The organism is uncultured Lutibacter sp., from assembly GCF_947493565.1.
GTDB classification, from domain to species: Bacteria; Bacteroidota; Bacteroidia; order Flavobacteriales; family Flavobacteriaceae; genus Lutibacter; species Lutibacter aestuarii.
The window spans coordinates 164,146-189,772 of sequence record NZ_CANLRG010000006.1 but is presented as its reverse complement, the minus strand read 5'-3'; the positions used below and the strand labels follow the sequence as shown (position 1 = coordinate 189,772).

At 28.7% G+C, this 25,627-nt stretch carries 27 protein-coding genes; 19 read left to right on the top strand and 8 right to left on the bottom strand.

Translation table 11 applies throughout. The annotated features are described in order from the left end of the window. The first annotated feature begins 28 nt into the window (after nt 1–28). Genes pyrR through Q0714_RS09360 form a run of 5 tightly spaced genes read left to right on the top strand, consistent with a single transcriptional unit; the run spans nt 29 to nt 3,131 of the window. Complete coding sequence (pyrR, locus tag Q0714_RS09380; protein ID WP_298264578.1) at nt 29–568, top strand: bifunctional pyr operon transcriptional regulator/uracil phosphoribosyltransferase PyrR; 540 nt, start codon at nt 29–31, stop codon at nt 566–568. Nucleotides 569–572: 4 nt separating this feature from the next. Next, nucleotides 573–1,505, top strand: coding sequence for an aspartate carbamoyltransferase catalytic subunit (locus Q0714_RS09375; protein WP_298264463.1), 933 nt, complete (start codon nt 573–575; stop codon nt 1,503–1,505). A 2-nt stretch (nt 1,506–1,507) separates the two neighbouring features. Further along, nucleotides 1,508–1,840, top strand: coding sequence for a hypothetical protein (locus Q0714_RS09370; protein WP_298264462.1), 333 nt, complete (start codon nt 1,508–1,510; stop codon nt 1,838–1,840). Between the two features lie 17 nt (nt 1,841–1,857). Continuing rightward, nucleotides 1,858–2,217: a T9SS type A sorting domain-containing protein gene (locus Q0714_RS09365; protein WP_298264460.1), complete on the top strand. Its 360-nt coding sequence runs from the start codon at nt 1,858–1,860 to the stop codon at nt 2,215–2,217. Beyond that, entirely contained in the window at nt 2,214–3,131 is a 918-nt protein-coding gene (locus Q0714_RS09360) for a ribonuclease Z (protein ID WP_298264458.1), read from the top strand. The genes Q0714_RS09365 and Q0714_RS09360 overlap by 4 nt, the downstream gene beginning before the upstream one ends. On the opposite strand, the gene Q0714_RS09355 is transcribed toward Q0714_RS09360, so the two are convergent. After that, nucleotides 3,128–3,490 (bottom strand): CoA-binding protein, encoded by a 363-nt coding sequence (locus tag Q0714_RS09355; RefSeq protein ID WP_298264457.1) that lies wholly within the window; start codon nt 3,488–3,490, stop codon nt 3,128–3,130. The genes Q0714_RS09360 and Q0714_RS09355 overlap by 4 nt on opposite strands. A 342-nt stretch (nt 3,491–3,832) precedes the next feature. On the opposite strand from Q0714_RS09355, the gene Q0714_RS09350 reads away from it, so the two are divergent. The 3 genes from Q0714_RS09350 to Q0714_RS09340 all read left to right on the top strand — a co-directional run bounded on the left by Q0714_RS09350 (nt 3,833) and on the right by Q0714_RS09340 (nt 8,424). Beyond that, nucleotides 3,833–6,277: a TonB-dependent receptor gene (locus tag Q0714_RS09350; protein WP_298264455.1), complete on the top strand. Its 2,445-nt coding sequence runs from the start codon at nt 3,833–3,835 to the stop codon at nt 6,275–6,277. Between the two features lie 222 nt (nt 6,278–6,499). Continuing rightward, on the top strand, nt 6,500–7,462 hold the full coding sequence (locus Q0714_RS09345; RefSeq protein ID WP_298264454.1) for a hypothetical protein: 963 nt from the start codon (nt 6,500–6,502) through the stop codon (nt 7,460–7,462). Next, nucleotides 7,459–8,424: a hypothetical protein gene (locus Q0714_RS09340; RefSeq protein ID WP_298264453.1), complete on the top strand. Its 966-nt coding sequence runs from the start codon at nt 7,459–7,461 to the stop codon at nt 8,422–8,424. The genes Q0714_RS09345 and Q0714_RS09340 overlap by 4 nt, the downstream gene beginning before the upstream one ends. A 55-nt stretch (nt 8,425–8,479) precedes the next feature. On the opposite strand, the gene Q0714_RS09335 is transcribed toward Q0714_RS09340, so the two are convergent. From Q0714_RS09335 to Q0714_RS09320, 4 genes are all read right to left on the bottom strand, one after another. After that, nucleotides 8,480–9,487, bottom strand: coding sequence for a 3-oxoacyl-ACP synthase III family protein (locus Q0714_RS09335; RefSeq protein ID WP_298264452.1), 1,008 nt, complete (start codon nt 9,485–9,487; stop codon nt 8,480–8,482). A 196-nt stretch (nt 9,488–9,683) separates the two neighbouring features. Continuing rightward, nucleotides 9,684–10,367, bottom strand: a complete 684-nt coding sequence (locus tag Q0714_RS09330) for a nitroreductase family protein (RefSeq protein ID WP_298264450.1) — start codon at nt 10,365–10,367, stop codon at nt 9,684–9,686. Between the two features lie 13 nt (nt 10,368–10,380). Beyond that, nucleotides 10,381–11,952: a GMC oxidoreductase gene (locus Q0714_RS09325; protein WP_298264449.1), complete on the bottom strand. Its 1,572-nt coding sequence runs from the start codon at nt 11,950–11,952 to the stop codon at nt 10,381–10,383. Nucleotides 11,953–12,000: 48 nt separating this feature from the next. Then, nucleotides 12,001–12,609: a YkgJ family cysteine cluster protein gene (locus tag Q0714_RS09320; RefSeq protein WP_298264448.1), complete on the bottom strand. Its 609-nt coding sequence runs from the start codon at nt 12,607–12,609 to the stop codon at nt 12,001–12,003. A gap of 175 nt (nt 12,610–12,784) precedes the next feature. On the opposite strand from Q0714_RS09320, the gene htpG reads away from it, so the two are divergent. The 4 genes from htpG (at nt 12,785) to Q0714_RS09300 (ending at nt 16,945) form a co-directional block, all read left to right on the top strand. Beyond that, nucleotides 12,785–14,674, top strand: a complete 1,890-nt coding sequence (htpG, locus tag Q0714_RS09315; protein WP_298264446.1) for a molecular chaperone HtpG — start codon at nt 12,785–12,787, stop codon at nt 14,672–14,674. A 169-nt stretch (nt 14,675–14,843) separates the two neighbouring features. After that, nucleotides 14,844–15,536 carry a hypothetical protein gene (locus Q0714_RS09310; protein WP_298264444.1) on the top strand — a complete coding sequence of 231 codons (693 nt, stop codon included), beginning with the start codon at nt 14,844–14,846 and terminating at the stop codon, nt 15,534–15,536. 5 nt (nt 15,537–15,541) lie between these two features. Next, the gene (locus Q0714_RS09305) at nt 15,542–15,928 is read left to right on the top strand and encodes an NUDIX hydrolase (protein ID WP_298264443.1); all 387 of its coding nucleotides are present in this window, start codon (nt 15,542–15,544) and stop codon (nt 15,926–15,928) included. A gap of 318 nt (nt 15,929–16,246) precedes the next feature. Then, entirely contained in the window at nt 16,247–16,945 is a 699-nt protein-coding gene (locus Q0714_RS09300) for an RluA family pseudouridine synthase (RefSeq protein WP_298264442.1), read from the top strand. A gap of 8 nt (nt 16,946–16,953) precedes the next feature. On the opposite strand, the gene Q0714_RS09295 is transcribed toward Q0714_RS09300, so the two are convergent. Then, nucleotides 16,954–18,642: a PNGase F N-terminal domain-containing protein gene (locus Q0714_RS09295; protein WP_298264440.1), complete on the bottom strand. Its 1,689-nt coding sequence runs from the start codon at nt 18,640–18,642 to the stop codon at nt 16,954–16,956. A gap of 14 nt (nt 18,643–18,656) precedes the next feature. Continuing rightward, a complete protein-coding gene (locus Q0714_RS09290; protein ID WP_298264439.1) occupies nt 18,657–19,448 on the bottom strand; it encodes a S1/P1 nuclease in 792 nt (263 codons plus the stop codon). A 111-nt stretch (nt 19,449–19,559) separates the two neighbouring features. Between Q0714_RS09290 and Q0714_RS09285 the strand changes: the two genes are divergently transcribed. The 7 genes from Q0714_RS09285 to Q0714_RS09255 all read left to right on the top strand — a co-directional run bounded on the left by Q0714_RS09285 (nt 19,560) and on the right by Q0714_RS09255 (nt 23,359). After that, the gene (locus Q0714_RS09285) at nt 19,560–20,420 is read left to right on the top strand and encodes an SPFH domain-containing protein (RefSeq protein ID WP_298264438.1); all 861 of its coding nucleotides are present in this window, start codon (nt 19,560–19,562) and stop codon (nt 20,418–20,420) included. Between the two features lie 80 nt (nt 20,421–20,500). Then, nucleotides 20,501–20,671 carry a DUF4177 domain-containing protein gene (locus tag Q0714_RS09280; protein WP_298264437.1) on the top strand — a complete coding sequence of 57 codons (171 nt, stop codon included), beginning with the start codon at nt 20,501–20,503 and terminating at the stop codon, nt 20,669–20,671. Then, a complete protein-coding gene (locus tag Q0714_RS09275) occupies nt 20,671–20,814 on the top strand; it encodes a hypothetical protein (protein ID WP_298264436.1) in 144 nt (47 codons plus the stop codon). The genes Q0714_RS09280 and Q0714_RS09275 overlap by 1 nt, the downstream gene beginning before the upstream one ends. Before the next feature lie 3 nt (nt 20,815–20,817). Further along, nucleotides 20,818–21,315, top strand: a complete 498-nt coding sequence (locus Q0714_RS09270) for a hypothetical protein (RefSeq protein WP_298264435.1) — start codon at nt 20,818–20,820, stop codon at nt 21,313–21,315. Further along, the gene (locus Q0714_RS09265) at nt 21,308–22,252 is read left to right on the top strand and encodes an alpha/beta hydrolase (protein WP_298264434.1); all 945 of its coding nucleotides are present in this window, start codon (nt 21,308–21,310) and stop codon (nt 22,250–22,252) included. Before Q0714_RS09270 ends, Q0714_RS09265 begins: the two co-directional genes overlap by 8 nt. A gap of 11 nt (nt 22,253–22,263) precedes the next feature. After that, nucleotides 22,264–22,449 carry an Arc family DNA binding domain-containing protein gene (locus Q0714_RS09260; protein WP_298264433.1) on the top strand — a complete coding sequence of 62 codons (186 nt, stop codon included), beginning with the start codon at nt 22,264–22,266 and terminating at the stop codon, nt 22,447–22,449. Beyond that, nucleotides 22,433–23,359, top strand: coding sequence for an aldose 1-epimerase (locus tag Q0714_RS09255; protein WP_298264431.1), 927 nt, complete (start codon nt 22,433–22,435; stop codon nt 23,357–23,359). The genes Q0714_RS09260 and Q0714_RS09255 overlap by 17 nt, the downstream gene beginning before the upstream one ends. 73 nt (nt 23,360–23,432) lie before the next feature. On the opposite strand, the gene Q0714_RS09250 is transcribed toward Q0714_RS09255, so the two are convergent. Then, nucleotides 23,433–25,610, bottom strand: a complete 2,178-nt coding sequence (locus Q0714_RS09250) for a S46 family peptidase (RefSeq protein ID WP_298264430.1) — start codon at nt 25,608–25,610, stop codon at nt 23,433–23,435. Nucleotides 25,611–25,627 lie beyond the last annotated feature (17 nt).

Sequence of the window (25,627 nt, the reverse complement as noted above, 5' to 3'; positions counted from 1 at the left end):
TGTATTCCAAACAATGTTTGGTACTACCATGAGTAAAAAAATACTACTTAACTCAAAGGAAATTTATATCATTTTACATCGATTGGCTTGTCAGTTAATTGAAAATCATAATAATTTTGAAAACACAGTGCTAATTGGAATTCAGCCAAGAGGCATTTATTTAGCAGAGCGTTTAGTCTCTATTTTAAAAAATGATTATCACATTTCTAATATAAAATCTGGACAATTAGACATTACTTTTTACAGAGATGATTTTAGAAGACGAGAAGCTCCTTTAGAAGCTAACAAAACCAATATTAATTTTATTGTAGAAGATAAAAATGTTGTTTTTATAGATGATGTTTTGTTTTCGGGTAGAAGTATTAGAGCAGCTTTAACAGCCATACAATCTTTTGGAAGACCAAGTGATATAGAACTGTTGGTTTTAATTGATCGAAGGTTTAGTAGACATTTACCTATTCAACCTGATTACAGAGGAAGGCAGGTTGATGTTATAAATGAAGAAAAAGTTACTGTTAATTGGAAAGAAAAAGACGGTAAAGATGCCGTATACATTATAAATAACTAAATACATGAGTCAGTTAAGCGTACAACACCTTTTAGGAATAAAACATTTAAATAAAGCTGATATTGATTTAATTTTTAAAACTGCTGATCACTTTAAAGAAGTAATTAACAGACCTATAAAAAAAGTTCCCTCACTAAGAGATATTACCATTGCCAATTTATTTTTTGAAAACAGTACTCGTACTAAACTTTCATTTGAATTAGCTGAAAAACGTTTATCTGCCGATGTTATAAATTTCTCCGCAAGTCAATCATCTGTAAAAAAAGGGGAAACTTTAATTGACACTGCAAACAATATTTTATCAATGAAAGTTGATTTAATTGTTATGCGCCACCCAAATGTTGGTGCTTGTGATTTTTTATCAAAACATGTGAATGCACGTATAGTTAATGCCGGTGATGGAACTCATGAACATCCAACACAGGCACTGTTAGATTCCTACTCAATTAGAGAAAAGTTAGGAGAAGTAACAGGTAAAAAAATAGTTATTGTTGGAGATATTTTACATTCTAGAGTTGCTCTTTCCAATATTTATGCTTTAAAATTACAAGGAGCAGAAGTAAAAGTTTGTGGTCCAAAAACATTGATACCAAAATATATTGAAAGCTTAGGGCTACAAGTAGAGTACAACATAAAAAAAGCTTTAGAATGGTGTGATGTAGCTAATGTTTTAAGAGTTCAAAATGAACGAATGGCAATCAATTATTTCCCTTCAACAAGAGAATATTCACAATTATTTGGAATTAATAAAAAATTATTAGACTCTATTGATAAAAATATAGTTATTATGCATCCAGGTCCTATAAATAGAGGGGTAGAAATAACAAGTGATGTAGCCGATGCAGAACAATCTATTATTCTTAACCAAGTTGAAAATGGTGTAGCTATACGTATGGCAGTCATTTATTTATTAGCTCAACAAATACAACACAAATAGTTATGGAAATTTCAAAAACTGAAAAATATACACTCATCAAACCATCTGAAAATTCTGTAATTAATTTTCTAGAAAATTTTAAAAATAAGTATGCTAATTTTACTGAAGAACATTTAATAATAGATTTTTCAGATAAAATTAACACAAAAATTGAAGAATTATTATTATTTTTGGATTTAAGTGTACGTCATAAAGAGAACGGCACAAGTTTTGTTATGATTTGTAATGGAATTGATATTGATGAAATTCCAGAAGAAATTAGTGTGGCTCCAACATTTAATGAAGCTATTGATATTATAGAAATGGATGCCATTGAACGAGATTTAGGATTTTAAAAACCTTATGCTTATTGATGAAAAAACTACTTTTAATAACTTTCTTATGTATCTTTTCTTTTTCGTTTGCGCAGCAAAACGGAGAAAAAAACACTGCAGTTATTCAAAAAGAGCCTCCTACTACCCTTTCATCAATTTCTGCATACCCAAATCCTTTTAATGTAAGAACTAGAATCAATTTTAAATCTTCACAATCTCAAATTATTGAATTTACTGTAAAAAATTTATTAGGTAAAACTGTTTACTTTAAGAAAATTAATGCAAAAATAGGCTATAATTCAATTGAATTTGAAAGAGATGATTTAAGGAAAGGAATGTATATTTATTCTTTACAAACAGATTCAGAAATTATATCCAAAAGATTAGTTATTAGATGAGTTTAAAACTCACCATTTTAGGTTGCCACTCAGCAACTCCTCGTGTAAATACTCACCCTACTTCTCAATTTTTGGAAATTAAAAATCATCACTTTTTAATTGATTGCGGAGAAGGTACCCAAGTTTTACTAAGAAAATTTAAAGTTAAATTTTCAAAAATTAAACATATTTTTATTTCCCATTTACATGGAGATCATTTCTTTGGTTTAGTGGGTTTAATTTCTACTTTTAGATTATTAAACCGAATAACTGAATTACATATTTATGGTCCTAAAGGAATTAAAGAAATAATTACACTGCAATTAAAACTCTCAAATTCTTGGACAAATTACCCTCTACTTTTTCATGAATTAACATCCAAAAACAGTGAACTCATTTTTGAAGACACTAAAGTTGAAGTTTTTACCATTCCTTTAGATCATAGAGTTTACACTAATGGTTTTTTGTTTAAAGAAAAATTAGGAGAACGAAAGCTAAATATGGAACAAATTTCCAAGTATAAAGAAATTGAGGTTTGTGATTTTCAGAATTTAAAAAATGGCAAAGATTTTAGGTTTCAAAACGGTACAATTATTAAAAATAAAGAGCTAACCCTTAACCCTATACCACCTAAAAGTTACGCCTATTGTAGCGATACTGCTTACTTTCCAAAAATAGTTTCCATAATACAAAATGTAAATTGTTTGTATCATGAGGCTACTTTTTTAGAAGGTAAAAAGCAGCTAGCTTTAAAAACAAAACACTCTACAGCATTACAGGCTGCTAATATAGCAAAACAAGCTAATGCTAAACAGTTAATTATTGGACATTATAGCGGTAGGTATAAAAATATTGAAGAATTCAAAATAGAAGCCGATACAATTTATGAGAATACCCAATTAGCAGAATCAGGAAAAATATTTGAAATAAACTAAAACTCACCAATACTTAACAATACTAAAGTACAGGCTTTTTCAAATTTGATGTTATGTTCTGTTAACAATTTTTCCAATTCAATATTTTCTGTTCCAGGGTTAAAAATAACCCTTTTCGGTTTTAGATTAATTATATATTGATAATAACTTAACTGATGCATTTTGTTTAAATACAAAGTAATTGTATGAATGCCCTTAAAATTTTTAACATTTGAGTAAATTTTCACTTCGTTAACGTAGCCTTCCTCCTTCCCAACAGCAACTGTTTCAATATTATTGTCAACTAATTTATGTATCGCTAAATTAGAATATCTATTAGCATTTTTTGAAGCTCCTAAAACCAAAGTCTTTTTTATCATTTGTTAAAATTAGTTAAAGTTTGTTAAACAAAGTAACATAATTTAAAATATGGAGTCTGTTAAGAAGCTAAGGTAAGCATCACGTTTAAGATCATAAAATAATCAACTAATTATGTTAAAAAAAACTTAAAACAGTACTTTGTTTTACATAGTACTATATTTAATTATATATTTGTCAATGCAAACTAACAATATCAACATTATGAATACTTTAAAACTAAGAACAAAAAAAATTGAAATAATGAACTCCTCAAAAAGAAATAATTGGAATACCAGAAGACGATATTCGGTTTCAATTCCTTATAAATTTATTTAAGCATATACTAACTCAATTAAAGAAACATGAAAAATATAGTATTACTATGCAGTTTTATATTCTCAATAACTGCATTTGCTCAAATACCTTCCAACGCTAACCCAAGAACTGGTACCATTAGCGGTAAGGTTGTAGATGCTAACACACAAAATGCCTTACCATATGTTACTATTGTTGTTAAAGATGCATTAAACAAATCTGTAACAGGAGGCATAACAGATGACAAAGGAACTTTTTTAATTAAACAAATTTCAGAAGGTAAAAACACCGTTGAAATTCAATTTATTGGATATAAAACAATTGAAAAAAAAATTAATATCACTCGTTTAAATTCAAAAATTGATTTAGGAACAATCCAATTAAAAGAAGAAGCTTCACAATTAAATGAAGTTGTTGTTGTTGCCGAAACTTCAACCGTATCACAAAAAATAGATAGAAAAGTAATTAATGTTGGAAAAGATTTAACTTCAGCAGGTACCACTGCTTCTGAATTATTAAATAACGTTCAGTCCGTATCCGTCGATAGTCAAACGGGAAATATAAGCTTACGTGGCAATGAAAACGTACGAGTTTTAGTTGATGGAAAACCTACTAATATAGATGCATCTCAGCTACTAAAACAAATCCCTTCAACATCCATAAAGAGTGTAGAATTAATTACCAATCCTTCAGCTAAATACAATCCAGAAGGAATGAGTGGTATCATAAACATTGTTTTACATAAAAATTCAAATATAGGATTTAACGGTTCAGTTAATACAGGCTTAACTATGGGTGAAAACAACCGATTTAACGGCTCAATGGACATGAATTTTAGAACAGGTAAAGTGAACTTTTTTGCTAACTATGGTTTTAATGATGGAAAAAGAGAAAATTATGGAGTTGTTAGACGTTCTGATAATAATTCAGTTCAAAATTTTCAAATGCTTGATGATAGAGCATCTCATTTATTAAAAGTAGGTGCTGATGTTTACTTTAATGATAAAAATACTTTTTCATTTTATACTACTCAAAATATGACCGATAACTTGTTTAATGGTGGTACTAAAGTAACCTTTAACAACAACTTAGACAGTAATAGTAAGATGATTGTTGATGGTGAATCGGACTCACAAGCCTACAATTTTAACTATAAAATTGATTTTAACAAAAAAGGTCACAATTTAGAGTTTGAAGCTAACTTTTCTGACTCTGAAAGTCCTGAATCTGCAAATTATAACGAGTTAGTTCGTCCAAATGATTTAACTACAAATTATGATGACAAAATAGTTAATGAAAGAAGTTCAAAACTCTATAATATTGATTATACAAATCCATTGTCTGAAAATTCAAAGCTAGAGCTTGGACTAGAAGCCAGATATAACGAAACAAATAACAGTAATGTTACAACTCAACATGAGTTTATATATGATACTAATGGAGAATTGATTGACGATGGCAATGGTTGGTATGAAACAAAATCTAAAGACTTTACTTCATTTGATTATAATAGAGATATATATTCTGCATACATAAACTACAACCATAAAATTGATAAAATAGCCATACAACTTGGTGCGCGTTTTGAACAATATGAAGTAGATGGAACTTTTGTAAAAGGGGCTGAAACTTTAAAATATTCTGATGAAATATTCTCGGTATATCCATCAGCATTTATTACCTATAACCCAAGTGATAAAAACCAATTTCAATTAAGTTACAGCAGAAGAGTTGATCGCCCATCTATTGGTCAAGTAAACCCTATTCGAGAATGGAGCACTCCATTAATTACTTCTGTAGGGAATCCAAATTTAAAACCTCAGTTTACAAATTCTTATGAATTTAATTATACCAAACAGCATAATAAAGGCTCCTTTACCATAGAAACATTTTATAGAAGAGTAAATGATAATATTAATAGAATTTTAAATATTGACCCATTAGATGAAGACAAAGTTGAATTATCTTTTAGCAATACCGAAAGTAACGACAGATATGGATTTGAAGTATCCTCAAATTATAAAATTGCTAAATGGTGGAGAACAAATGCAAGTTTTGATTTATATACGCAAAAAGAAAGTGGTTTAGCTAACGGTGAACAAGTTGAAGTTACAAATAATTCATTAAACTTTAGATTAAGCAATAGCTTTACTGTTAGTAAAAATCTTCGTTTTCAACTATTTACAATGTATAGAGGTGGTGGCGAATCTATTCAATTTAAAGTAGATCCAATGTGGATGATTAATACTGGAGCTAGCTTAAATGTATTAAAAGGAAAAGGAACAATTAGCTTAAGAGTTAATGATATTTTTGAAGGAATGAAATTCAAATTTGATTCAGAAAACCCTTATCCACAATCGGGACAATTCAATTGGGAAAGTAGAACAGCCTATGTAGGATTTATGTACAGGTTTGGTGGTGGCAAAAATAAAGCAAAAGGCCGCAAAACTAGAGACAAAAACGAAGCTCAAAATAGTGGTGGCTTTATATAATTAATACTTAATTAACCTTTATTTAACAAATAAGCTGTCACAAAACATACTTTAGCTCGTTTTTAAAATATAGCATTGTAAAAAGTTTTGAAAAATATTAAAAGGATATTATAATTATTTGAATTAGTTAACTAATAACCTTTTACAAAGCCTCTAAACTTGCATTTTAGAGGCTTTTCTCAATTTATGAACAATTGTTTATCTCAAATTTATTTTGAAAATATGCCCAAAACAAAAATCATATTAATTCTTTTTTTGTCATTTATAAATGCAACTAGCTTTGCAAGTGACATCAATAAGTTGGTTTTTCCAAAAGCTGAAATTCTAAATAAATATACTGCACGTATTCCTTTTAAATTAATTGATCATTTAATTGTAGTTGAAGCCAATGTATTAAACAAAAAAGGGAACTTTATTATAGATACAGGATCACAAAATTTAATATTAAATAAAGTGCATTTTCCTTCTCAATATGGGCACAACAAAAAAAGAGTGGAAACAACAGGTGTTTTAAACAGCCTCGATAATCCTCTTCAAAAAAAGCTTAGTGAATTTAATTTATTACATTTTTCTTTAAAAGATAAAAACTCTGATATAATTGATTTATCACATATCGAAAAAAGTAAGAAAATGCACCTTTTAGGTATTATTGGTTACAGTATTTTAAAAGATTATGAAATTTTTATTGACCTTTATTTAAACCAAATTACCTTGACAAAGGTTGATAAAAATGGAAATAAATTAGATCCTAAAGTATATTTAGAAAAAATTGTTGACAGCATCGATTTTAAGCTAAAAAAACATACTATTGTAGTAAATGGTTCTATTAATAGTCAAAATCTAAAACTAGGATTAGATACCGCTGCAGAGTTTAATCAAATCAACAAAAGTGTCAATAAAAAAGTTTTAAAGCATTTTGTTCCAAAAAAACGAATTAATTTAGCTGGCGCAAGCAATAAACAAATTGAAGTTTTGGCAGGAAATTTGCATCGATTAAAACTAAGTAAAACAGTATATTTAGGCCCTATGAAAACCATTTTAACAAACCTTTCAAAAATGCAAGAAGCTTTTGGAGTTCAATTAGATGGAATTTTAGGTTATGAATTTTTTAAGTACAAAAGAACAATTATAAATTATCAAAAAGAGAAGCTATATTTTATAAATTATCCTTTAATAACTCAATGAATAAAACTGTAGCACATATAATCATTTTATTTTTAGTTTTTATAACTACAACAACATTTGCTCAAAACAGCAAGGTTAAAGGTTATAGAATTGAAGGAGATGAAATTGTATTTTCTTTTGATAAAAGAGACTATAAAAAAGTAACTAATAATAATTTTGGTGCTGAAAAAGACTTTGAAGATATTGATATAAATAGTGTAGTAGTGGCGGGAGAATTTAATAATTGGTCATTAAAAAAATGGCGAATGGTTAAGATAAGTGAAAACAGCTACGAATTAAGAAAAAAAATCGAAGATTTTACTGATGAATTTTCTTGGGAATTCAAATTTGTGATTAATAACTATTATTGGGCAGAGCCTAGTAAAGATATTGTAAATATTAGTAGAGCAACAAAAAATGGAAAAAAATTGAATGTTTATAATCTTAATTTTACAACCGCTTATGTTGATGAAAATGGAAATGCAACATTTAAATTAAAAGGTTTTAAAAATGCACACAATGTTATTTTATCTGGAACTTTTAACAAGTGGAATGAAGATTATTTTAACATGGTTCCAACTGATGATGGTTGGGAATTAACCTTACAATTAAAACCTGGAGAATACGAATACAAATTTATTGTTGATGGTAAATGGATGGAAGATCCTTCAAACAACCTAAAAAAAAGAAATGAATTTGATGGTTATAACTCTATCATTAAAATTTATAAATGGGTAACATTTCATTTAAAAACCAACTTAAATGCAAAAAAAGTCATTTTATCTGGATCATTTAATGATTGGGATGAAAATAAGTATAGAATGATTAAAACCGAAAATGGTTGGGAATATACCTTAAAACTTTTTGGAGGTAAATATCACTACAAATTTATTGTTGATGATTATTGGATGGTAGACCCAAACAATCCTGTAAAAGAATTTGATTATGATGGCAACATCAATTCAGTTTGTATTGTAAAATAAAAAAAAGCACTTTAAAGTGCTTTTTTTATTTAATTTATTTAAATTTAATTAGTTACTACCAACGGATAATAACACTACCCCAAGTAAAACCACTACCAAAAGCTGCTAAAACTACTAAATCATTATCTTTAATTTTTCCTTCTTCCCAAGCTTCTGAAAGTGCAATAATAACAGATGCAGCAGTTGTATTACCATATTTCATTATATTATTATATACTTGATGATCCTCTAATTTAAACTTCTTTTGTATAAATTGAGATATTCTTAAATTAGCTTGATGAGGAATTAACATATCTATATCTGAAACTTGTAGATTATTAGTTTGTAAACCTTCCATAATTGCCTCAGAAAAACGCACTACCGCATGTTTAAACACAAAAGTACCATTCATATAAGGAAAATAAGACTCATCATTGGCATCATTTGCTTCAATTATCTCAGGAACCCAATGTCTAATGCTTGGAGCTAAAACAGTTAATTCTTCCGCATGTTTACCTTCTGAATGTAAATGAGAAGATAAAATTCCTTTAGTATTGTCTTCAGTTCTTGATAAAATTGCAGCACCTGCACCATCACCAAAAATTACTGATACTCCTCTACCTCTGGTTGTTTTATCTAATCCTCCTGAATGAAATTCTGCACCAACAACTAAAATATTTTTATACATTCCAGTTTTTATAAATTGGTCTGCAACTGAAAGCGCATAAATAAAACCTGAACACTGGTTTCTTACATCTAATGCTCCAACAGTTCTTAAACCTAACATCTCTTGCAATTGAACACCTCCTCCAGGGAAATAGTAATCAGGACTTAATGTTGCAAAAATTATAAAATCTATATCTTCTTTTGTTAATCCAGATCTTTCAATAGCAATTCTTGATGCTTTTGCACCCATAACTGCTGAAGTATCTTCGCTTCCTTCTTTGATCCATCGTCTTTCTTTTATACCTGTTCTTTCTTGTATCCATTCATCATTCGTATCCATTAATTTAGACAAATCTTCATTGGTCACGATGTTATCTGGAACATAATACCCTAAACCAGTTATTTTAGAATTATACATAAATTGTTATTTAAAGTTTATTTTTTCAAACATACACAAAAGTTAAAAGTATTACAACTAATTAGAGTTGTTAGAATTTTAGTATTTTCTTAATTTATATGGTGATATTTAAAAATAGTTTAAAAATTTATTATTAACAACTTAATTTTAAATAATTAAAACTTATAAATATCAAAAAATATAATAAACCTTGTAATTAATAAATTTGCATTACTTTTTCTAAAGATTTCCGCTTAAGGTCTGGAACATAGGCTTTTTCAGCTTCATAACCAACCGGAAGCAATAAGAAAGCACGTTCATTATCGGGTCTTTTAAGTATTTTTTCTAAAAAACGCATTGGACTCGGTGTATGTGTTAAAGTTACTAAACCTGCATGATGAATGGCTGATATTAAAAACCCACAAGCTAAACCAACAGACTCGTTTACATAATAATTTTGATGTTTCTCACCACTTTCATCATACTCAAAAGGTTTTTTAAAAACTACTATTAAGTATGGTGCAATTTCTAAAAATGCTTTATCAGGGTTTGTTCCTAAAGGTTTTAAATCTTTTAACCATACATCATTCATCCTACTTTCATAGCTTTGTCGTTCTTCTTCTTCAGCAGCTTCCCTAATTTTCTTTTTAATATTAGCACTTTTTATTACACAAAAAGTCCAAGGTTGTTTATGGGCTCCAGACGGTGCTGTAGAAGCTGTTTTTATAATATTTTCAATAACTTCTATGGGAATGTCTTTATTTGAAAAATGACGAACCGACCTTCTCTTATCCATCCAATTATAAAGACTTTTTGTCCTTTCAATCATTTCTTCTTCTAAAAAAGACTGTTGTTGATGTCTTATATGTTTAAATCCTTCAACTAAAATATAATCTTCCATTGTTATCCTCTTATTATTTTGGTTTGTTTGGTATTTTGCTCATTGCATGTTCACTAATTGCCGTTATTGTTAATGAAGGATTTACACCTGGATTTGCAGAAATCATAGCTCCATCACAAACAAACATATTTTTATAGCCAAAAACTTGGTTATTTTTATCAATAACTCCTTCCAATTTATTAGCTCCCATAACACAGCCTCCTAAAATATGTGCTGTAGTAGGCGTTCCAAACAGAACATCCGTAAAATTTGCATAAGGGATACCTTGTACTTTTTTTCCAAAGAGCTTTGCAAATTTGATGGCTTCTGAAATAAATGCGGTAGGTTTAGAACCAATTTCAGTTTTGGTTTTCATCTTAGTAATTTTTCCAAGTTTAATTTGCAGCGTACTATCTAATGTTTGCATAAATAATAAAACGGTGGTTTTTTTAGCATAGCTCCTAATAAAGAGAGTTTTTATTAATTTTAAAGGACTTTTAAACAATAAACCTAAAATACCTAACAATCTTAATATTGTAAACCTATTTTGAATAAAAGGAATGGTTAAAAGTTTGAAAAAACTAGAACCCTCTCCATATCGAACGGGTTCTATGTGGCTATTTTTATCGATATGCAAAATAGAACCTATTGCAATTCCTTTTGAATAATCTTTAGTATTATTAGCTGTTGAAGTGACTAATAATAATGATTCATTATTGGTTCGAATATTACAACCTAACTTAGCCGATAAATTTGGTAAAGATTTTTCTTTTAATTTTAATAAAAGAGGAACGGTTCCTAAAACTCCTCCTGAAAAAATTACTCCTTTAGAAGTTATACTAGCCTCCCTTTTTTTTCCAAAACTTGACTTATATTCAATTTGATAACCATTATTGCCATCTGAAGTTCCTATGGTTTTTACATTATAAACTTCTTTTTCTGCTAAAATTTTAACTCCTAATTGTTGAGCCAAATACAAATAGTTTTTGTCTAACGTATTTTTAGCATTAAATCTACAACCTGTCATACAAGCTCCACAGTTTATGCAGCCAGTTCTATCAGGCCCTTTCCCATTAAAATAAGGGTCTTTTACTGTTTTACCAGCTTCTCCAAAATACACTGCTACTTTTGAAGGTTCAAAATATTGTTTTTTACCAATATGTGTTGCAATTTCTCTAATTTCCGCATCAGCATCATAAAACTCTGGATTAATTTTAGCCCCTAACATTTGATAAGCAGTTTTATAATGAGGTTTTAAAGCTTCTTCCCAATTATTTAAATTTCCCCAACTTCCAGAGTTAAAAAAAGGTTGTTTAGGAACTGGTAATGTATTGGCATATGTTAAAGAACCTCCCCCCACTCCAACACCAGATAACACTGATACATGATTAAGAAAAGTCATTTTAAAAAAGCCTTTCATAAATAATTTTGGCTCCCAAATCCACTTTTTTAAATCCCAATTATTTTTAGGGAAATCTTCGCTTTTAAACCATTTTCCTTTTTCAATTACCAAAACTTTGTAACCTTTCTCAGCCAATCTTAAGGCACTTACCGATCCTCCAAAACCGCTTCCAATGATTACATAATCGTAATCTAAACTTTTCATACTTAATAATTACTTTCAATAAAAATAAGTAATTATTATAAATTATCATTAGGCTATCTTTTTAAATCTTCTTGGTATTGGTCTGTAAGCATAATAACTTAAAACCTCTTCAATGGCTCTAATTAAAGCTTTGTTAATTGGAAGTATGGTAGCTCCTAGTGTGAAATCAATTTGAGAAAGCTGCATATAGTAATCTGTAAAAACAGGAATTGAAGCTTTATTTTTTAAAGCATCAATAACTTGTTGATAATTTTGTGGCTGACTTTCTTTTAAAATTTTACATGTTGCTAACCTTAGTTGTCCATATTTATCTTTTACGGCTGCATAACCAAAAAGCCTGCATATTAAACCTCTATAACGATACTCTCCACAACTTCCACTACTACTATCTGTTAGTGATAAAGGCTGATAAATATGACAAATTGTAGTTGATTTATGATTTAATTCTCTTAAAACTTCTTCAGCTTTATCATTTAAAAATAAATAAAAAGCCCAAGGTAAAAACTCTAATGGTGAAGCTTCTACGTCTAGCTTAGTACAACATTTACCACAACCTGAAACACATTGCATATCAAATTGCTTTTTAAATGTTGTTATTTCCTGCTCAAGACAACCAAACATCTGTTCAATTAATCTTACTTTGCGTTCTATTGACATTCTTGAACGAATGTACGGTAAATTAGCTTACAAATTACATTGCTTAAAAAATTAACATCAATAAAAAATATAAAAATATAGGCTACATAAAAAGTGTCACTTTGTCATAATTGAAATTTTGGTACTTTATTTGACAAATAACTAGCGTTAATAATAAATTAAAAAATTAAAAAATATGGCAACTGGAAATATTAATGTAACGGCAGAGAATATTTTTCCTATTATTAAAAAATTCTTGTATTCAGATCACGAAATATTTTTACGTGAGCTTATTTCAAATGCAACAGATGCAACTTTAAAACTTAAACATCTTTCTACTTTAGGTGAAATAAAAGGAGATATTGGTAATCCAATTATTGAAATTAAAATTGACAAAGAAAACAAAGAAATTAGAATTATTGACCAAGGAGTTGGGATGACTGGTGAAGAAGTAGAAAAATACATCAACCAAGTCGCTTTTTCTGGTGCAGAAGAGTTTGTTGAAAAGTATAAAGACAAAGTTGAAGATTCAGGAATTATTGGTCATTTTGGATTAGGTTTTTACTCTTCATTTATGGTAGCAAGCAAAGTAGAAATTTTCACAAAATCATTTGCTGAAGACTCGAAAGCTGTTCGTTGGGAATGTGATGGAAGTCCTCAATATACTTTAGAGGAAATTGAAAGAGGTGAAAGAGGAACTGAGATTGTTTTACATATTGATGATGAATCTTTAGAATTCTTAGAAGATTCTAAAATAAACGAGTTGTTAAATAAATACAACAAGTTTATGCCTATTCCAATAAAATTTGGAACACGAGAAGAAACTTTACCTTTACCTAAAGATGCAAAAGAAGGTGCTGAACCTGAAAAAATTACCGTTGACAATATTGTTAACAATCCAAACCCAGCTTGGACCAAAAAACCAACAGAGTTAAAAGATGATGATTATACTTCATTTTACAGAGAATTGTACCCAATGCAGTTTGAAGATCCATTATTTCATATCCATTTAAATGTTGATCATCCATTTAATTTAACAGGTATTTTATACTTCCCTAAATTAAGTAAAAGTGTAGATCCATTAAAAGATAAGATTCAACTATACCAAAATCAAGTATTTGTTACGGATAATGTGGAAGGAATTGTACCAGACTTTTTGCAAATGCTTAGAGGGGTAATTGACTCTCCAGACATTCCGCTAAATGTTTCTCGTTCTTATTTACAAGCAGATGGTGCTGTTAAGAAAATTTCAGGATATATCACTAGAAAAGTAGCTGATAAACTTATCAGTTTATTTAAAAACGATAGAAAGTCATTTGAAGAAAGATGGGATGACATTAAAGTAATTATTGAATATGGAATGCTTTCTGAGGATAAATTCTTTGAAAAATCTGACAAATTTGCATTGTACCCTACGGTAGATAAAGAATATTTTACTTTTTCAGAATTAGAAGAAAAAATTAAACCCGCTCAAACTGATAAAGACAATAAATTAATTGTTTTATATGCTTCTGATGTTAAAACTCAACACAGCTATATTGACGCTGCAAAAGACAAAGGTTATGAAGTTTTATTGTTAGATTCTCCAATTGTTTCTCACTTAATTCAAAAATTAGAAGGCAGCAAAGAAAACATTCAATTTGTAAGAGTTGATGCTGATCATATTGATAATTTAATCAAAAAGGATGAAGATAAAATAAGTAAACTTTCTGATGAAGAAAAAGAAACATTAAAACCAATTATTGAAAATGCAATTCCAAAAGAAACCTACACCGTTCAACTAGAAGCTATGGATTCTAATGCCAACCCTTTTATTATTACGCAACCAGAATTTATGCGTAGAATGAAAGAAATGCAAGCCACAGGAGGTGGAGGAATGATGGGAATGGGAAATTTCCCTGAAATGTATAATCTAGTTGTAAACACTAATAATGAATTGGTAAGTGAAATTTTAAACACCAAAACTTCCAAAAAACAAGAGCGTTTAATAAAACAAGCTTTTGATTTAGCTAGACTTTCTCAAAACTTATTAAAAGGAGAAGAGCTAACAAATTTTATTAAGCGTAGTTTCCAAATGATTAAATAAATTAATTTTAGTATAAAAAAGCCACTAATTATAGTGGCTTTTTTTATTTATAGTTTTAACAAACAATTATTAAAATACTATTAATTACAACGTTTCATTTTTAGTATTTTTATCCGTAATTTAAAATAGTTGGCATTTTTTTTGCAGCTTTGTACTATAAATTTTATCAATGAATAATTTTATAAAATATTTTCTATTTAGTTTCTTAATATATTTAAGTGGAGGAAACATATTTGCACAAAGTGATACTACAAAAGTACACTCAAAAATTACGGATGAAACATCAAAAGGAATCCTTAAAAACACCAATCAATTAAAAGCTAAATTTCCAGTTACCAAAGCTAATCCTCCAGTAAACTTTAATTTAAACATTGATAAAAAGTTAAACACTAATGCTGTAAATAAAAAACTAAATTCAAATCCATCTAAATCACATGCCAATTTTTTAATGGAAACATTACCCGAGGATAGAGATATTATTACAAAAAAATACTTTCAAGGTAAAGATGTAACTCATCAAAAATTAGTTAGTAATTTTAGCTTGGGAACTGTAAATAGTAAAACTAAAACTGTAAAAGTTGAGTGTAGAGATTATAGTTATGTTGATGGAGATAGAATTAGAATTTACGTAAATGAAAAAGTAGTTAGTGATAATATTGGTTTAAAAGCAAATTATTATGTGTACTATATTAATTTAGATGAAGGCTATAATCGTATTGATTTTCAAGCATTAAATCAAGGGTTTTCTGGTCCTAATACCGCTGAAGTTAGTTTATATGATGCCAATGGAAATTTAATTTCATCTAAAGAATGGAATTTAGCTACAGGACAAACAGCAACATTAGGTGTTATTCACCGTTAATTTAAATGATGATATTAGCAGCTTCAGGAATCATACTTCAAGAAAAAAAAATATTATTACTTCAACGTTCTAATTATACAGAAAACTATCCAGGTTTTTGGGGTTGTCCAGGTGGAAGAGCTGAAAAAAATGAAACTGCAGAACAAAATGTAATTAGAGAAGTGAAAGAAGAATGTAATTTAGACTTTTCGCCAACTTCAATTATAAAAACAGGCATTTGGCAAGACCGAAAATATTATCGTTTTTTAGGAAATTGGAGTGGTCAAATTAAAATTCAAGAAGAGGAAGTTTTAGACTTTAATTGGTTTAATTACGAAAAAGCTATCAAATTAAATTTATCTTTCGATTATAAGGAAATCATTGAAATCTTGTATAAAAACAACTTACTTTAAGTTATAATTCACTGTTTTTTAACATTTTATTAGCAAAACTAAAATACTTTTAACTGTAACTTTTCTGTTTTAATATCGTCTTTATTATAAAGCCGCACAAAAACTAACTTAAATTAACCAATTATTAAAACTATTTATACGCATAAAGTTCCAAAAGAAATTGAAAACATTCGATTACAAGATTATGCCCCTAAGGTTTTTAATAAATTTATTCCATCAAATAGTGGAATTAAAAAAGCTATAAAAAAAGGGCTTTTTTTAGCTGATGGTAAAATTGCACAAACTGGAACTTGGGTAAATTATGGTCAGGTAATTCAATTGGTTGAAAATCTTGAAATTAAACCTAAAGTATTTGAGTACGATTTTGAAGTTATTTATGAAGATGAACATATAGCTGCAATAAACAAACCAGCAGGAATTACTGTAAGTGGTAATAAATTTAAAACCGTGTTTAATGCTTTACCTTACAATTTAAAAAAAAGCAAAGCCCCTGATGCTCTTTATAAACCAACTCCTCTACATCGGTTAGACAATCAAACTTCAGGAATTTTACTAGTAGCTAAAACAAAAACTGCTCAAATTGAATTGGGGAAACAATTTTCCAATCATACCATTCAAAAAAAATATTGCACTATAGTTATAGGTAAAGTACACGCAAGTCAACTAATTAACACCCCTATTGAAAATAAACTAGCGGAAACAAATTTTGAAATTATAAAAGTTGAAAAGTCTTTAAAATATAATTATTTAACTTGTTTAAAAGTATTTCCTAAAACAGGAAGAACTCATCAAATAAGAATTCATTTAGCCTCTATTGGACATCCTATTTTAGGAGATAAATTATATGGAAACAGCAAAACTCTTTATAAAGGGAAAGGATTATTTTTATGCGCTTCAGAAATTTCTTTCCTACACCCAAAAACATTTAAAACAATTCATCTTAAAATAGAAACTCCAACTAAGTTTATCTCGTTTTTAAATAGAGAAAAACGTAGGTGGAATACCTATAATGTATAAATTACAACTTATTTTAATTGTTTTTCACCTATCAAAATTCCAGAAACATTCCAATGACTGAAACTTGACCCTTCATCATCTCCCTGATCAATTACCACTTCTATAGTATGCGTTCCAGGCTCTAAATTATGTAATGGAATAATATACGGAGGTGTCAATGTTGCTGGGCACCAATTTGATCTACTCAAATCACTTGACGATAATCCATTGAAAAAATTTCCAGACGCGGGGTTGCTATATCTATAGGTAGCACAATCGGTTCTCCAAGGCACCACGCTATATACTAGTTTACCATCAATAAAAATTTCATTTAACTTTTGGTTAAACTCATCTCCTCCACCCCAACCTCCGTGTCCAGTTGAAGTAAATAACAATTGAGGATTCTTTATATTTTTTGGTATCGTTACAACTGCTTTTAAAGTATCATTTTTAAACAAACGTCCATAATTTTGACCAGACATTTCCATAACATTTAAGGTGCTAAATGCTGGTTGAATCCATCTTTTAATTTCTTTATTTTCTTCCCAAGAAGGATAATAATTAAATTCTAAGCTAACCTTATGGCCTCCTTTATCATAATTACCAATAAAAACTCCCACCCAAATTTCTTCTTGATCTGTTGGAATTAAAGTGGTGATATCTTGTTTGTAAGTTACAGAATTTTTCCAAGGGTAATTATTAATAACTCTTAAATTATTAAAGTGTCCTACTCCAAAAGAAGTAAAAAATCTCATAATTTCAATAGGTGTGTCATAAGCTTCATCACTAACTATTCCTTGATACTCTTTTTTGTCATTATCAAAATATTTTGGCAATTTATCAATACCTGAGACTAAGCCATCTAATAATGTTTTTTTTATTTGTTTTACTGGAAGAATAAAAACGGTTCCTGTTCTGTCATAAGCATCTCCATTAGAAATATTTGTTAGCTTAGCATACACCTGTGCATTTTTTTTAACCTCTTTTGGAAACTTAATTTTTTTTAAAATTACTGTCCCATTTGAAAATCGCAACGTTTTACCATCATCAGCTCCATCAACTGAAGTTGTTTTAATTGAAGGGTCAAAATTTATCGTTTCATTCTCAAATATTGGAAAGGTTACATATCGAGATTTTATTTTGTATTCTTCAAATTCAGCCTGTGTAATTTCCTTAGCATCATTTATTGGAAAATTAAGTTTCTGTTGCTCCTTTAATTCTTTAATTTCATTTACTCTTAGCTCTCTATTTCCATTTATTACTATTTTTAAAACAAAAGCATTTTTACTAGGTAAATAGTTTTTATATGGAGATCCTTTTATTGGACTTTCTTCTGTATACCAAACTTCAATTTTATTTGAAAAAGCTGAAAATAGCGCTTTTTTACATTTATATCCTTCAATAGTTTCTTCTTCATTTAAAAATTTTGGTTTACCAAGTTTATCAAAAGAAGTTATTGTTTTATATAATGATTCATTATATTTCATTATATCAACATTTTGCCCATTTTCAAAATCGATATAACTACGTACCTTATCATTTGAAGCTGATAAATAAACTACATTATCCATATAAATAAACGAAACACTAGATTTTTCATTTATTTTACCATTATTGTACTGTTTATAACTAACTTTAGTTGCATGATTTTTATTCTTAATTTGTGTAAAACTTATTTGAAAGACTAAAAAAAATCCAATCAATAAAAAAATTCTCATACTTCAATCCTCTTTTATTTAAATAAATCATTTAACACTTTAGCCAATCTAATTCCTCCTTTTTGTAATTGACTTCTTGTTAATTCAAAGTGATCATACATATATCTATAGCCTAACTTTTCTCCAACTTCAGTAGAATTATAAACCTCAACAGCATATTTTTGAGTTTCATTTACCCAATCTACAATAGTTCCTTTTTGTAAAAATTTCACCTGCTCTTTTGAAATTTTTGGGGAATTTTTAGCCAATTCCGTATAAGTCATATTAAAATGATTGATCATTTTCGAATCCCAAACCGAATGTAAATTTGTACCATCATTAAACCAACGAACTTGTAAAGTATTTCCTCCTTTATCTTCTTTTCTTCCAACATGCATAGGTTGATGAAGATCGCCTATTAAATGCACTAACATTTTTAAATAAAAAACTTTATCATCTTTAGTAGTATTTTTATCTAAAATATTTTTTTTACAAGTAGTAATTCCCACCACTAAATCTCCATAAGGATTTTTTTCTGAGTCTTCATAATTAACCCCAATAGGCTTGTTTACATAATGCCAAGAAGAAAATTTTCTATAACGCTCATCGGATTTAATATCATCACCAAAAGTTGATATCAAAGCTAAACTTTGACCATTTAACAAATCGGCAATTTTTCTCTTGGTTTTACTTGTTAAATAATCTTCTGCAATTTTTCCTACTGTTCTATGACCTGTTGCTCCCCAATCAGGATAATTAGTTGCATTTAGTGTGAAAAATGTAATTGTAAATGCTAAGAAAATATAGAGTTGTCTTAATGTTTTCATTATAAATTATTTTTGGCTAAGATAAAAAATAAAGTTGGTGAAATATTTGCAAATACTAAAAATAATTTTATATCTTTATGATATCATTTTAACATCAAATAAAATTACATCATGACACAAGAAAAAATAATAAAAGTTTCAAATGGCTATTTTATGTTATTCCTTTTTTTGGCTTTCATCGCAGGAATTATCACAGGTATTATTAATGGAAATATATGGATAATATTACCCTCTATTTTTTTAACAATACTTACATTACCCGGATTCTTTTTAGTAAATCCAAATACTTCAAAAGTCATACTCCTTTTTGGTAAATATATAGGTACTGTAAAAGAAAATGGATTTTATTGGGCAAATCCATTGTACAAAAAAAGAAGCGTTTCTTTAAGAGCTAGTAATTTTGATAGCGAACGTGTAAAAGTGAACGACAAGCTAGGAAATCCAATAATGATAAGTACCATACTTGTTTGGAAAGTAAAAGACACTTTTAAAGCTGCATTTGATGTAGATAATTATGAAAACTTTGTTAGAGTTCAATCTGATGCAGCTGTAAGAAAGCTAGCAAGTTTATATCCTTATGATAATTTTGAAGATGATGGAAAAGATGAAGAAATTACTTTAAGAGCTAGTGTTAATGAAGTGAGTGAAGCCCTAGAAGAAGAACTTGCCGAACGTTTAGATATGGCTGGAATTGAAGTTTTAGAAGCTCGCATTGGATATTTAGCTTATGCACAAGAAATTGCAAACGCAATGTTAAAACGTCAACAAGCAACTGCAATAATTGCGGCAAGACATAAAATTGTTGAAGGTGCAGTTGGTATGGTAGAAATGGCTATTGAAAAATTAAGTGAACATGAAATTGTGGATTTAGATGAAGAACGCAAAGCAGCAATGGTTAGTAATTTAATGGTGGTATTATGTTCTGATAAAGACACTACTCCAATTGTTAATACAGGGACTTTAAACCATTAAAACCATGATTATTTTATTAATTCAACTTTTAATTTATATTACAAGCTCCTTAGCTTTATTATTGAACTAAACAAAAACTTATGAAAGAATATAAAATAATTAAACCCAAAAGTATTTGGTCCTACAAAGATAAAACCTTTGAAGATTTATTTAACAAATATGCGTCTCAAGGCTGGCATGTTATTAGTGTAGGGTATGGACAAACTGGAAATATTGCTAAGGCAGTATTAGAACGAGATAAAAATAGGTAATGAAAAAAATTACAAAATCCTCTAAAGGAATTGCTATTGGAGTTGCCATTGGAACAGCTTTAGGAATTGCTTTAAATAATATTGCATTAGGTATTGGTGTTGGAATTGTTTTTGCGGCAGCTTATATTACAAAGAACAAATAAGGCATGAAAGTTTTCATTGAAGAACAAAAATTTACACAACCTCTAGTTATTATAGGTTTAGCTATTGCTGTAATTGGAGCTATTGTTTCAGTTATTGTTAGGCTAGAAACTATATCACAAAGTAACCTAACAGAAAAATTAACAGCTCTAAGCGGGGTAATTATAGTGCTTTTAGTAATACTGCTTTTTCTAAATTTAAAATTAAAAACAAGAATTGATGAACATGGAATCTTTTATCCATTTCATAGATCATTTAAAGTGATTCCTTGGAATACAATTTCCAATTTATACATTAGACGTTATGATGCTATTTTTGAATTTGGAGGTTGGGGAATGAAATCAATTTTACGTAAAAATAAAGGGAAATCTTATACAACAAAAGGGAATATTGGACTTCAATTAGAGTTAAATAATGGTGATAAAATTTTAATTGGCACTCAAAAAAAAGAGGAACTTCAACGAGTTTTAAATACTTATAATAAAAAAGCAGCTTATGATTAAAAATAATGTGATACTACTATTTCTAATTTTAATTTCATCTTTAAGCTTTGCTCAAGATAAAAATTACACTGAAACTGAATTGAATATTTTAACAAATTCAGCAACCATCAATGGAACATTATTACTTCCAAATTCAAAAAATAAGAAAGTATTAATTATTTTAATTCCTGGATCTGGACCTACTGATAGAAATGGCAATAATTCAGTGATGAAAAATAATTCTTTAAAGTTTTTAGCGGAGGAATTGACTAAAGAAAATATTGCAACTTATAGATATGATAAAAGTGTACTATCTTTTACCAAAGGCGACAAAGAAAAAATTGATTCATTATCCTTTGAAACTTTTATTGAAGAAGCAAAAAGTGTTATCGACTACTTTAAAAATTCCAATACTTATGCTAAAATAATAGTTGCTGGACATAGTCAAGGCAGCCTCGTAGGAATGGTAGCTTCTAAAAATAAAGCCGATGCTTTTATTTCTTTAGAAGGAGCTGGAAGGCCTTTAGATGAAATTTTGGTTGAACAAATTGAGCTACAAGCTCCTTATTTAAAAGAAGAAACTCAAAAAATTGTAACTGAATTAAAAAAAGGAAATACTGTAGAAAAATTCAATCCTATGTTAACTTCGCTTTTCAACAAGCAAGTACAGCCTTTTTTAATTTCCTGGTTACAATACCACCCACAAAAAGAAATTGAAAAGCTAACAATTCCTACATTAATTATTAATGGTTCAAAAGATATTCAAGTTAAAAATATAGATGCTGAATTATTACACAAAGCTGCTAAAAATTCTGAGTTACATTTAATTGATAATATGAATCATCTCTTTAAAGAAATTAAAGGAGATATTAATGAAAATATGCTTTCATACTCGAATCCAGAACTCCCTGTTATGAAAAAACTAATTGATACAATTTTAATATTTATAAAAAAATAGAAAAGTAAATAATGTCAAAGAAAAAAGCATTTGCATTAAGAATAAATGAAGATATGTTAAAAGCCATTGAAAAGTGGGCTGCTGATGAGTTTAGGTCTACTAACGGACAGTTAGAGTGGATGCTAAACAAATGTCTTAAAGATGCTAAACGCTTACCAAAATCCTCTAACAAAAAAAACAATGTATCAGATAACTAATATTAAACATAAAAATCCTCTATTAAATCAACTAATAATTACCAATACCGCATTAAAATTTAAAGCTATCATTTATCCTAATTTAGGAGCTTCACTGCAAAAATTATCCAGTAATGAAATAGATTTAATTGACGGTATTTCAAACAGTGAGAAAGGGTTAAACGATTACAAATCTACATACAAATCATCTATCTTATTTCCATTTCCAAATAGAATCCATAATGGAATCTATGAATTTAAAGGGAAAAAGCACAAATTAAACATTAATGAAACTTCACTAAATAACAGCTTACATGGTTGCATTTATAACACACATTTTACGCTAAAAAATGATAACGTTAGCAATGATAAAGCTTCCGTTACTTTACACTATTCTAATAAAGGTACCACTTTAGGCTTTCCATTTTCCTATAATTTTGAAATAAACTACATTTTCACTCGTTATAAAATGAGTTTGAATTTTGCTGTGTTAAATAGCGGCAATGAAGCCTTTCCTTTTGGTATAGGTTGGCATCCTTATTTTAAAACCAATAATATTACTGAAAGCGTGTTAGATTTTAATGCAACACATCAATATCTCTTTAATGAACAAATGATTCCTAGTTCTAAAACTCCTTTAAAACATCAAACTCCATTAAAGATAGGAACAACTTTTTTAGATGATTGCTTTATTATTAATAAACCTGCAACAAATTTTAAAACTTTAGAGTATGATTTCAATTTAGAATTTTCTTCAAAAGAAAAGGAAAGTTACTTACAAGTATATACACCGCCACATAGAAAAAGTATAGCTATAGAACCTATGACTTGTGCCCCAAATAGCTTTAACAATAAAGATGGACTGTTAACTTTACAACCTAATGAAAAATTTGATTGGGAAATTCAATTAAGTTATCAACCAAAATATTAGACTAAAGTTTAATTTTAAACAAAAAAAACTCCAAGCAAAAGTTTGGAGTTTTTTATTAAAATCTAGTTTGACTTTATTTTTTTGGATGAACTAAAGTCATTTCTTCAATTAGGTTTTTAGCCCCTGCATACTTATCAACAATAAATAATACATAACGAATATCAACCATGATACTTCTTACTATATCAGCATCAAAATAAAGATCACTCATCGTTCCTTCCCAAGTAGTATCAAAAGCCAAACCTATTAAATTACCATGAGCATCTACAATTGGACTTCCAGAATTTCCACCTGTCATATGATTTGTAGATAAAATATTTACAGGTATTTTACCATTTTCAGCATATGGTCCATAATCTTTTGTTTTATATAAATCTTGTAATTTTTGAGGTACATCAAACTCATAATCTCCTGGTACATATTTCTCCATCACACCTTCTAAATAGGTTTTAGCAGTATAATAAACTCCATCTTTAGGCTCATAACCTTGTACCATTCCATAATTAACTCTTAACGTACTGTTAGCATCAGGAAAAAATCTTTTATTTGGAAACACTTCCATTAAAGCTTTCATATATTCTTTTTGAACTGCTTCAATTTGAAGATTTAATTGTTGAAACTTAGGCTCTAATTTGGTGTAAAAAATAGTGTGTAATTCTTTTCCAAAAGTATAAGCTTTGTCTGCATTTAGTTTTTTAATTACCTCATCTGAGCTTCCAGATAATAATTCTGTAGCCCCTTCTAACGAAGTTAATTTAGTACTTGCATAAATTTCATTTGTAATTTCTGAAAAGTTAACCCCAACCATATTTGATGGCAAGTATTCTTTTGGTGACTTTTCGGCATATAAAGCCGTTAATTTTTCAAAAACTGGTTTATCTACAACCGGACTATAATTTTTGTAGGTACCTTCTAGTCTACTTAAAATACTTTTTCTTGCATTTTCAAAACCTTGTTCACCTCCTCTTAAATAGGCCTGTTCAATTTGAAATGCTCTAAAGGTAATTCCTAAAAGTTCTACATTTCTATAAGCTATTTCTATCCAATAATCACGTGCTAAAGAAACATTTTCTATTTCTTTATAAAGCTTTTCAAAATCTGATAGTAAAGTTTGGTAACCATTTAAATCTTTTTCTGCTACTATTTTAGAAAACTCCTTTTCTAAATCAAGCTTATGCTGAATCGCCTTTGTTTGATGAATTCCTTGATTTTCACCTATCCATTTTTTCCAATAATTAGCTGTTGAAGCATATTTTGATGCATATTTAATTTTAATATCAGCATCTTTACGCATAAATGTATTTACTATTTTTAAAGCATTGTCTCTTACTTCAATTTTAGCAGGATTTAGCACATTTACAATTTGATCTACAGCTACTGCAGGTAAATACTCATTTGTTCTTCCAGGAAAACCAAACACCAAGGTAAAATCATTTTCTTCTACACCATCTAAAGAAATTGGTAAATAGTGATTTGGTTTATAAGGAACATTATCTTTAGAGTATGTAGCAGGGCGATTGTTAGCATCAGCATACACTCTAAACATTGAAAAATCTCCTGTATGACGTGGCCACATCCAGTTATCGGTATCTGCTCCAAACTTACCAATTGATGATGGAGGAGCTCCAACTAAACGAACATCTTTAAAAACTTCTGTAACAAATAGTAAATATTGATTTCCTTTATAAAAAGATCTCACATAAGAATCTTGCCACTCTTCTTTTTCTACTTCTTTATTAACTTTTAAAATATTTTGATTGATGATCTTCATTTTTGCAGCTTCGTCCATATCATCAGTTACGCCAGCAAAAACAGCTTCGGTAACATCGTCAATTCTTTTAATAAAAGTAGCCGTTAGACTTTCGTTTGGTAATTCTTCTTCATAACTCATTGCCCAAAAACCATCTTTTAGATAGTCATGTTCAACAGATGAATGTGACTGAATTACTCCATAACCACAATGGTGATTGGTAAGTAACAACCCATTAGGCGAAATAATTTCTGAGGTACAACCTCCTCCAAAATGTGCAATAGCGTCTTTTAAGCTAGAATTATTTACATCGTAAATATCTTTGGCAGTCATTTTACTACCTAACAATTTCATTTCTTGTTCATTCATTCCTTCTAATAAGGAAGGAATCCACATACCTCCTTGAATTTTACGCGTATCTACTTTTTGTGATACTTGTGCAATTGAATTTAACGATATAAACGCTATCGCTAATAAAACATAAAATTTAATATTTCTCATTATTTAATTGATTGAAT

Coding starts and splice junctions, on each gene's coding strand:
- pyrR (WP_298264578.1), top strand. CDS start 29: ATGAGTAAAAAAATACTACTTAACTCAAAGGAAATTTATATCATTTTA.
- Q0714_RS09375 (WP_298264463.1), top strand. CDS start 573: ATGAGTCAGTTAAGCGTACAACACCTTTTAGGAATAAAACATTTAAAT.
- Q0714_RS09370 (WP_298264462.1), top strand. CDS start 1,508: ATGGAAATTTCAAAAACTGAAAAATATACACTCATCAAACCATCTGAA.
- Q0714_RS09365 (WP_298264460.1), top strand. CDS start 1,858: ATGAAAAAACTACTTTTAATAACTTTCTTATGTATCTTTTCTTTTTCG.
- Q0714_RS09360 (WP_298264458.1), top strand. CDS start 2,214: ATGAGTTTAAAACTCACCATTTTAGGTTGCCACTCAGCAACTCCTCGT.
- Q0714_RS09355 (WP_298264457.1), bottom strand. CDS start 3,490: ATGATAAAAAAGACTTTGGTTTTAGGAGCTTCAAAAAATGCTAATAGA.
- Q0714_RS09350 (WP_298264455.1), top strand. CDS start 3,833: ATGAAAAATATAGTATTACTATGCAGTTTTATATTCTCAATAACTGCA.
- Q0714_RS09345 (WP_298264454.1), top strand. CDS start 6,500: ATGCCCAAAACAAAAATCATATTAATTCTTTTTTTGTCATTTATAAAT.
- Q0714_RS09340 (WP_298264453.1), top strand. CDS start 7,459: ATGAATAAAACTGTAGCACATATAATCATTTTATTTTTAGTTTTTATA.
- Q0714_RS09335 (WP_298264452.1), bottom strand. CDS start 9,487: ATGTATAATTCTAAAATAACTGGTTTAGGGTATTATGTTCCAGATAAC.
- Q0714_RS09330 (WP_298264450.1), bottom strand. CDS start 10,367: ATGGAAGATTATATTTTAGTTGAAGGATTTAAACATATAAGACATCAA.
- Q0714_RS09325 (WP_298264449.1), bottom strand. CDS start 11,952: ATGAAAAGTTTAGATTACGATTATGTAATCATTGGAAGCGGTTTTGGA.
- Q0714_RS09320 (WP_298264448.1), bottom strand. CDS start 12,609: ATGTCAATAGAACGCAAAGTAAGATTAATTGAACAGATGTTTGGTTGT.
- htpG (WP_298264446.1), top strand. CDS start 12,785: ATGGCAACTGGAAATATTAATGTAACGGCAGAGAATATTTTTCCTATT.
- Q0714_RS09310 (WP_298264444.1), top strand. CDS start 14,844: ATGAATAATTTTATAAAATATTTTCTATTTAGTTTCTTAATATATTTA.
- Q0714_RS09305 (WP_298264443.1), top strand. CDS start 15,542: ATGATGATATTAGCAGCTTCAGGAATCATACTTCAAGAAAAAAAAATA.
- Q0714_RS09295 (WP_298264440.1), bottom strand. CDS start 18,642: ATGAGAATTTTTTTATTGATTGGATTTTTTTTAGTCTTTCAAATAAGT.
- Q0714_RS09290 (WP_298264439.1), bottom strand. CDS start 19,448: ATGAAAACATTAAGACAACTCTATATTTTCTTAGCATTTACAATTACA.
- Q0714_RS09285 (WP_298264438.1), top strand. CDS start 19,560: ATGACACAAGAAAAAATAATAAAAGTTTCAAATGGCTATTTTATGTTA.
- Q0714_RS09280 (WP_298264437.1), top strand. CDS start 20,501: ATGAAAGAATATAAAATAATTAAACCCAAAAGTATTTGGTCCTACAAA.
- Q0714_RS09275 (WP_298264436.1), top strand. CDS start 20,671: ATGAAAAAAATTACAAAATCCTCTAAAGGAATTGCTATTGGAGTTGCC.
- Q0714_RS09270 (WP_298264435.1), top strand. CDS start 20,818: ATGAAAGTTTTCATTGAAGAACAAAAATTTACACAACCTCTAGTTATT.
- Q0714_RS09265 (WP_298264434.1), top strand. CDS start 21,308: ATGATTAAAAATAATGTGATACTACTATTTCTAATTTTAATTTCATCT.
- Q0714_RS09260 (WP_298264433.1), top strand. CDS start 22,264: ATGTCAAAGAAAAAAGCATTTGCATTAAGAATAAATGAAGATATGTTA.
- Q0714_RS09255 (WP_298264431.1), top strand. CDS start 22,433: ATGTATCAGATAACTAATATTAAACATAAAAATCCTCTATTAAATCAA.
- Q0714_RS09250 (WP_298264430.1), bottom strand. CDS start 25,610: ATGAGAAATATTAAATTTTATGTTTTATTAGCGATAGCGTTTATATCG.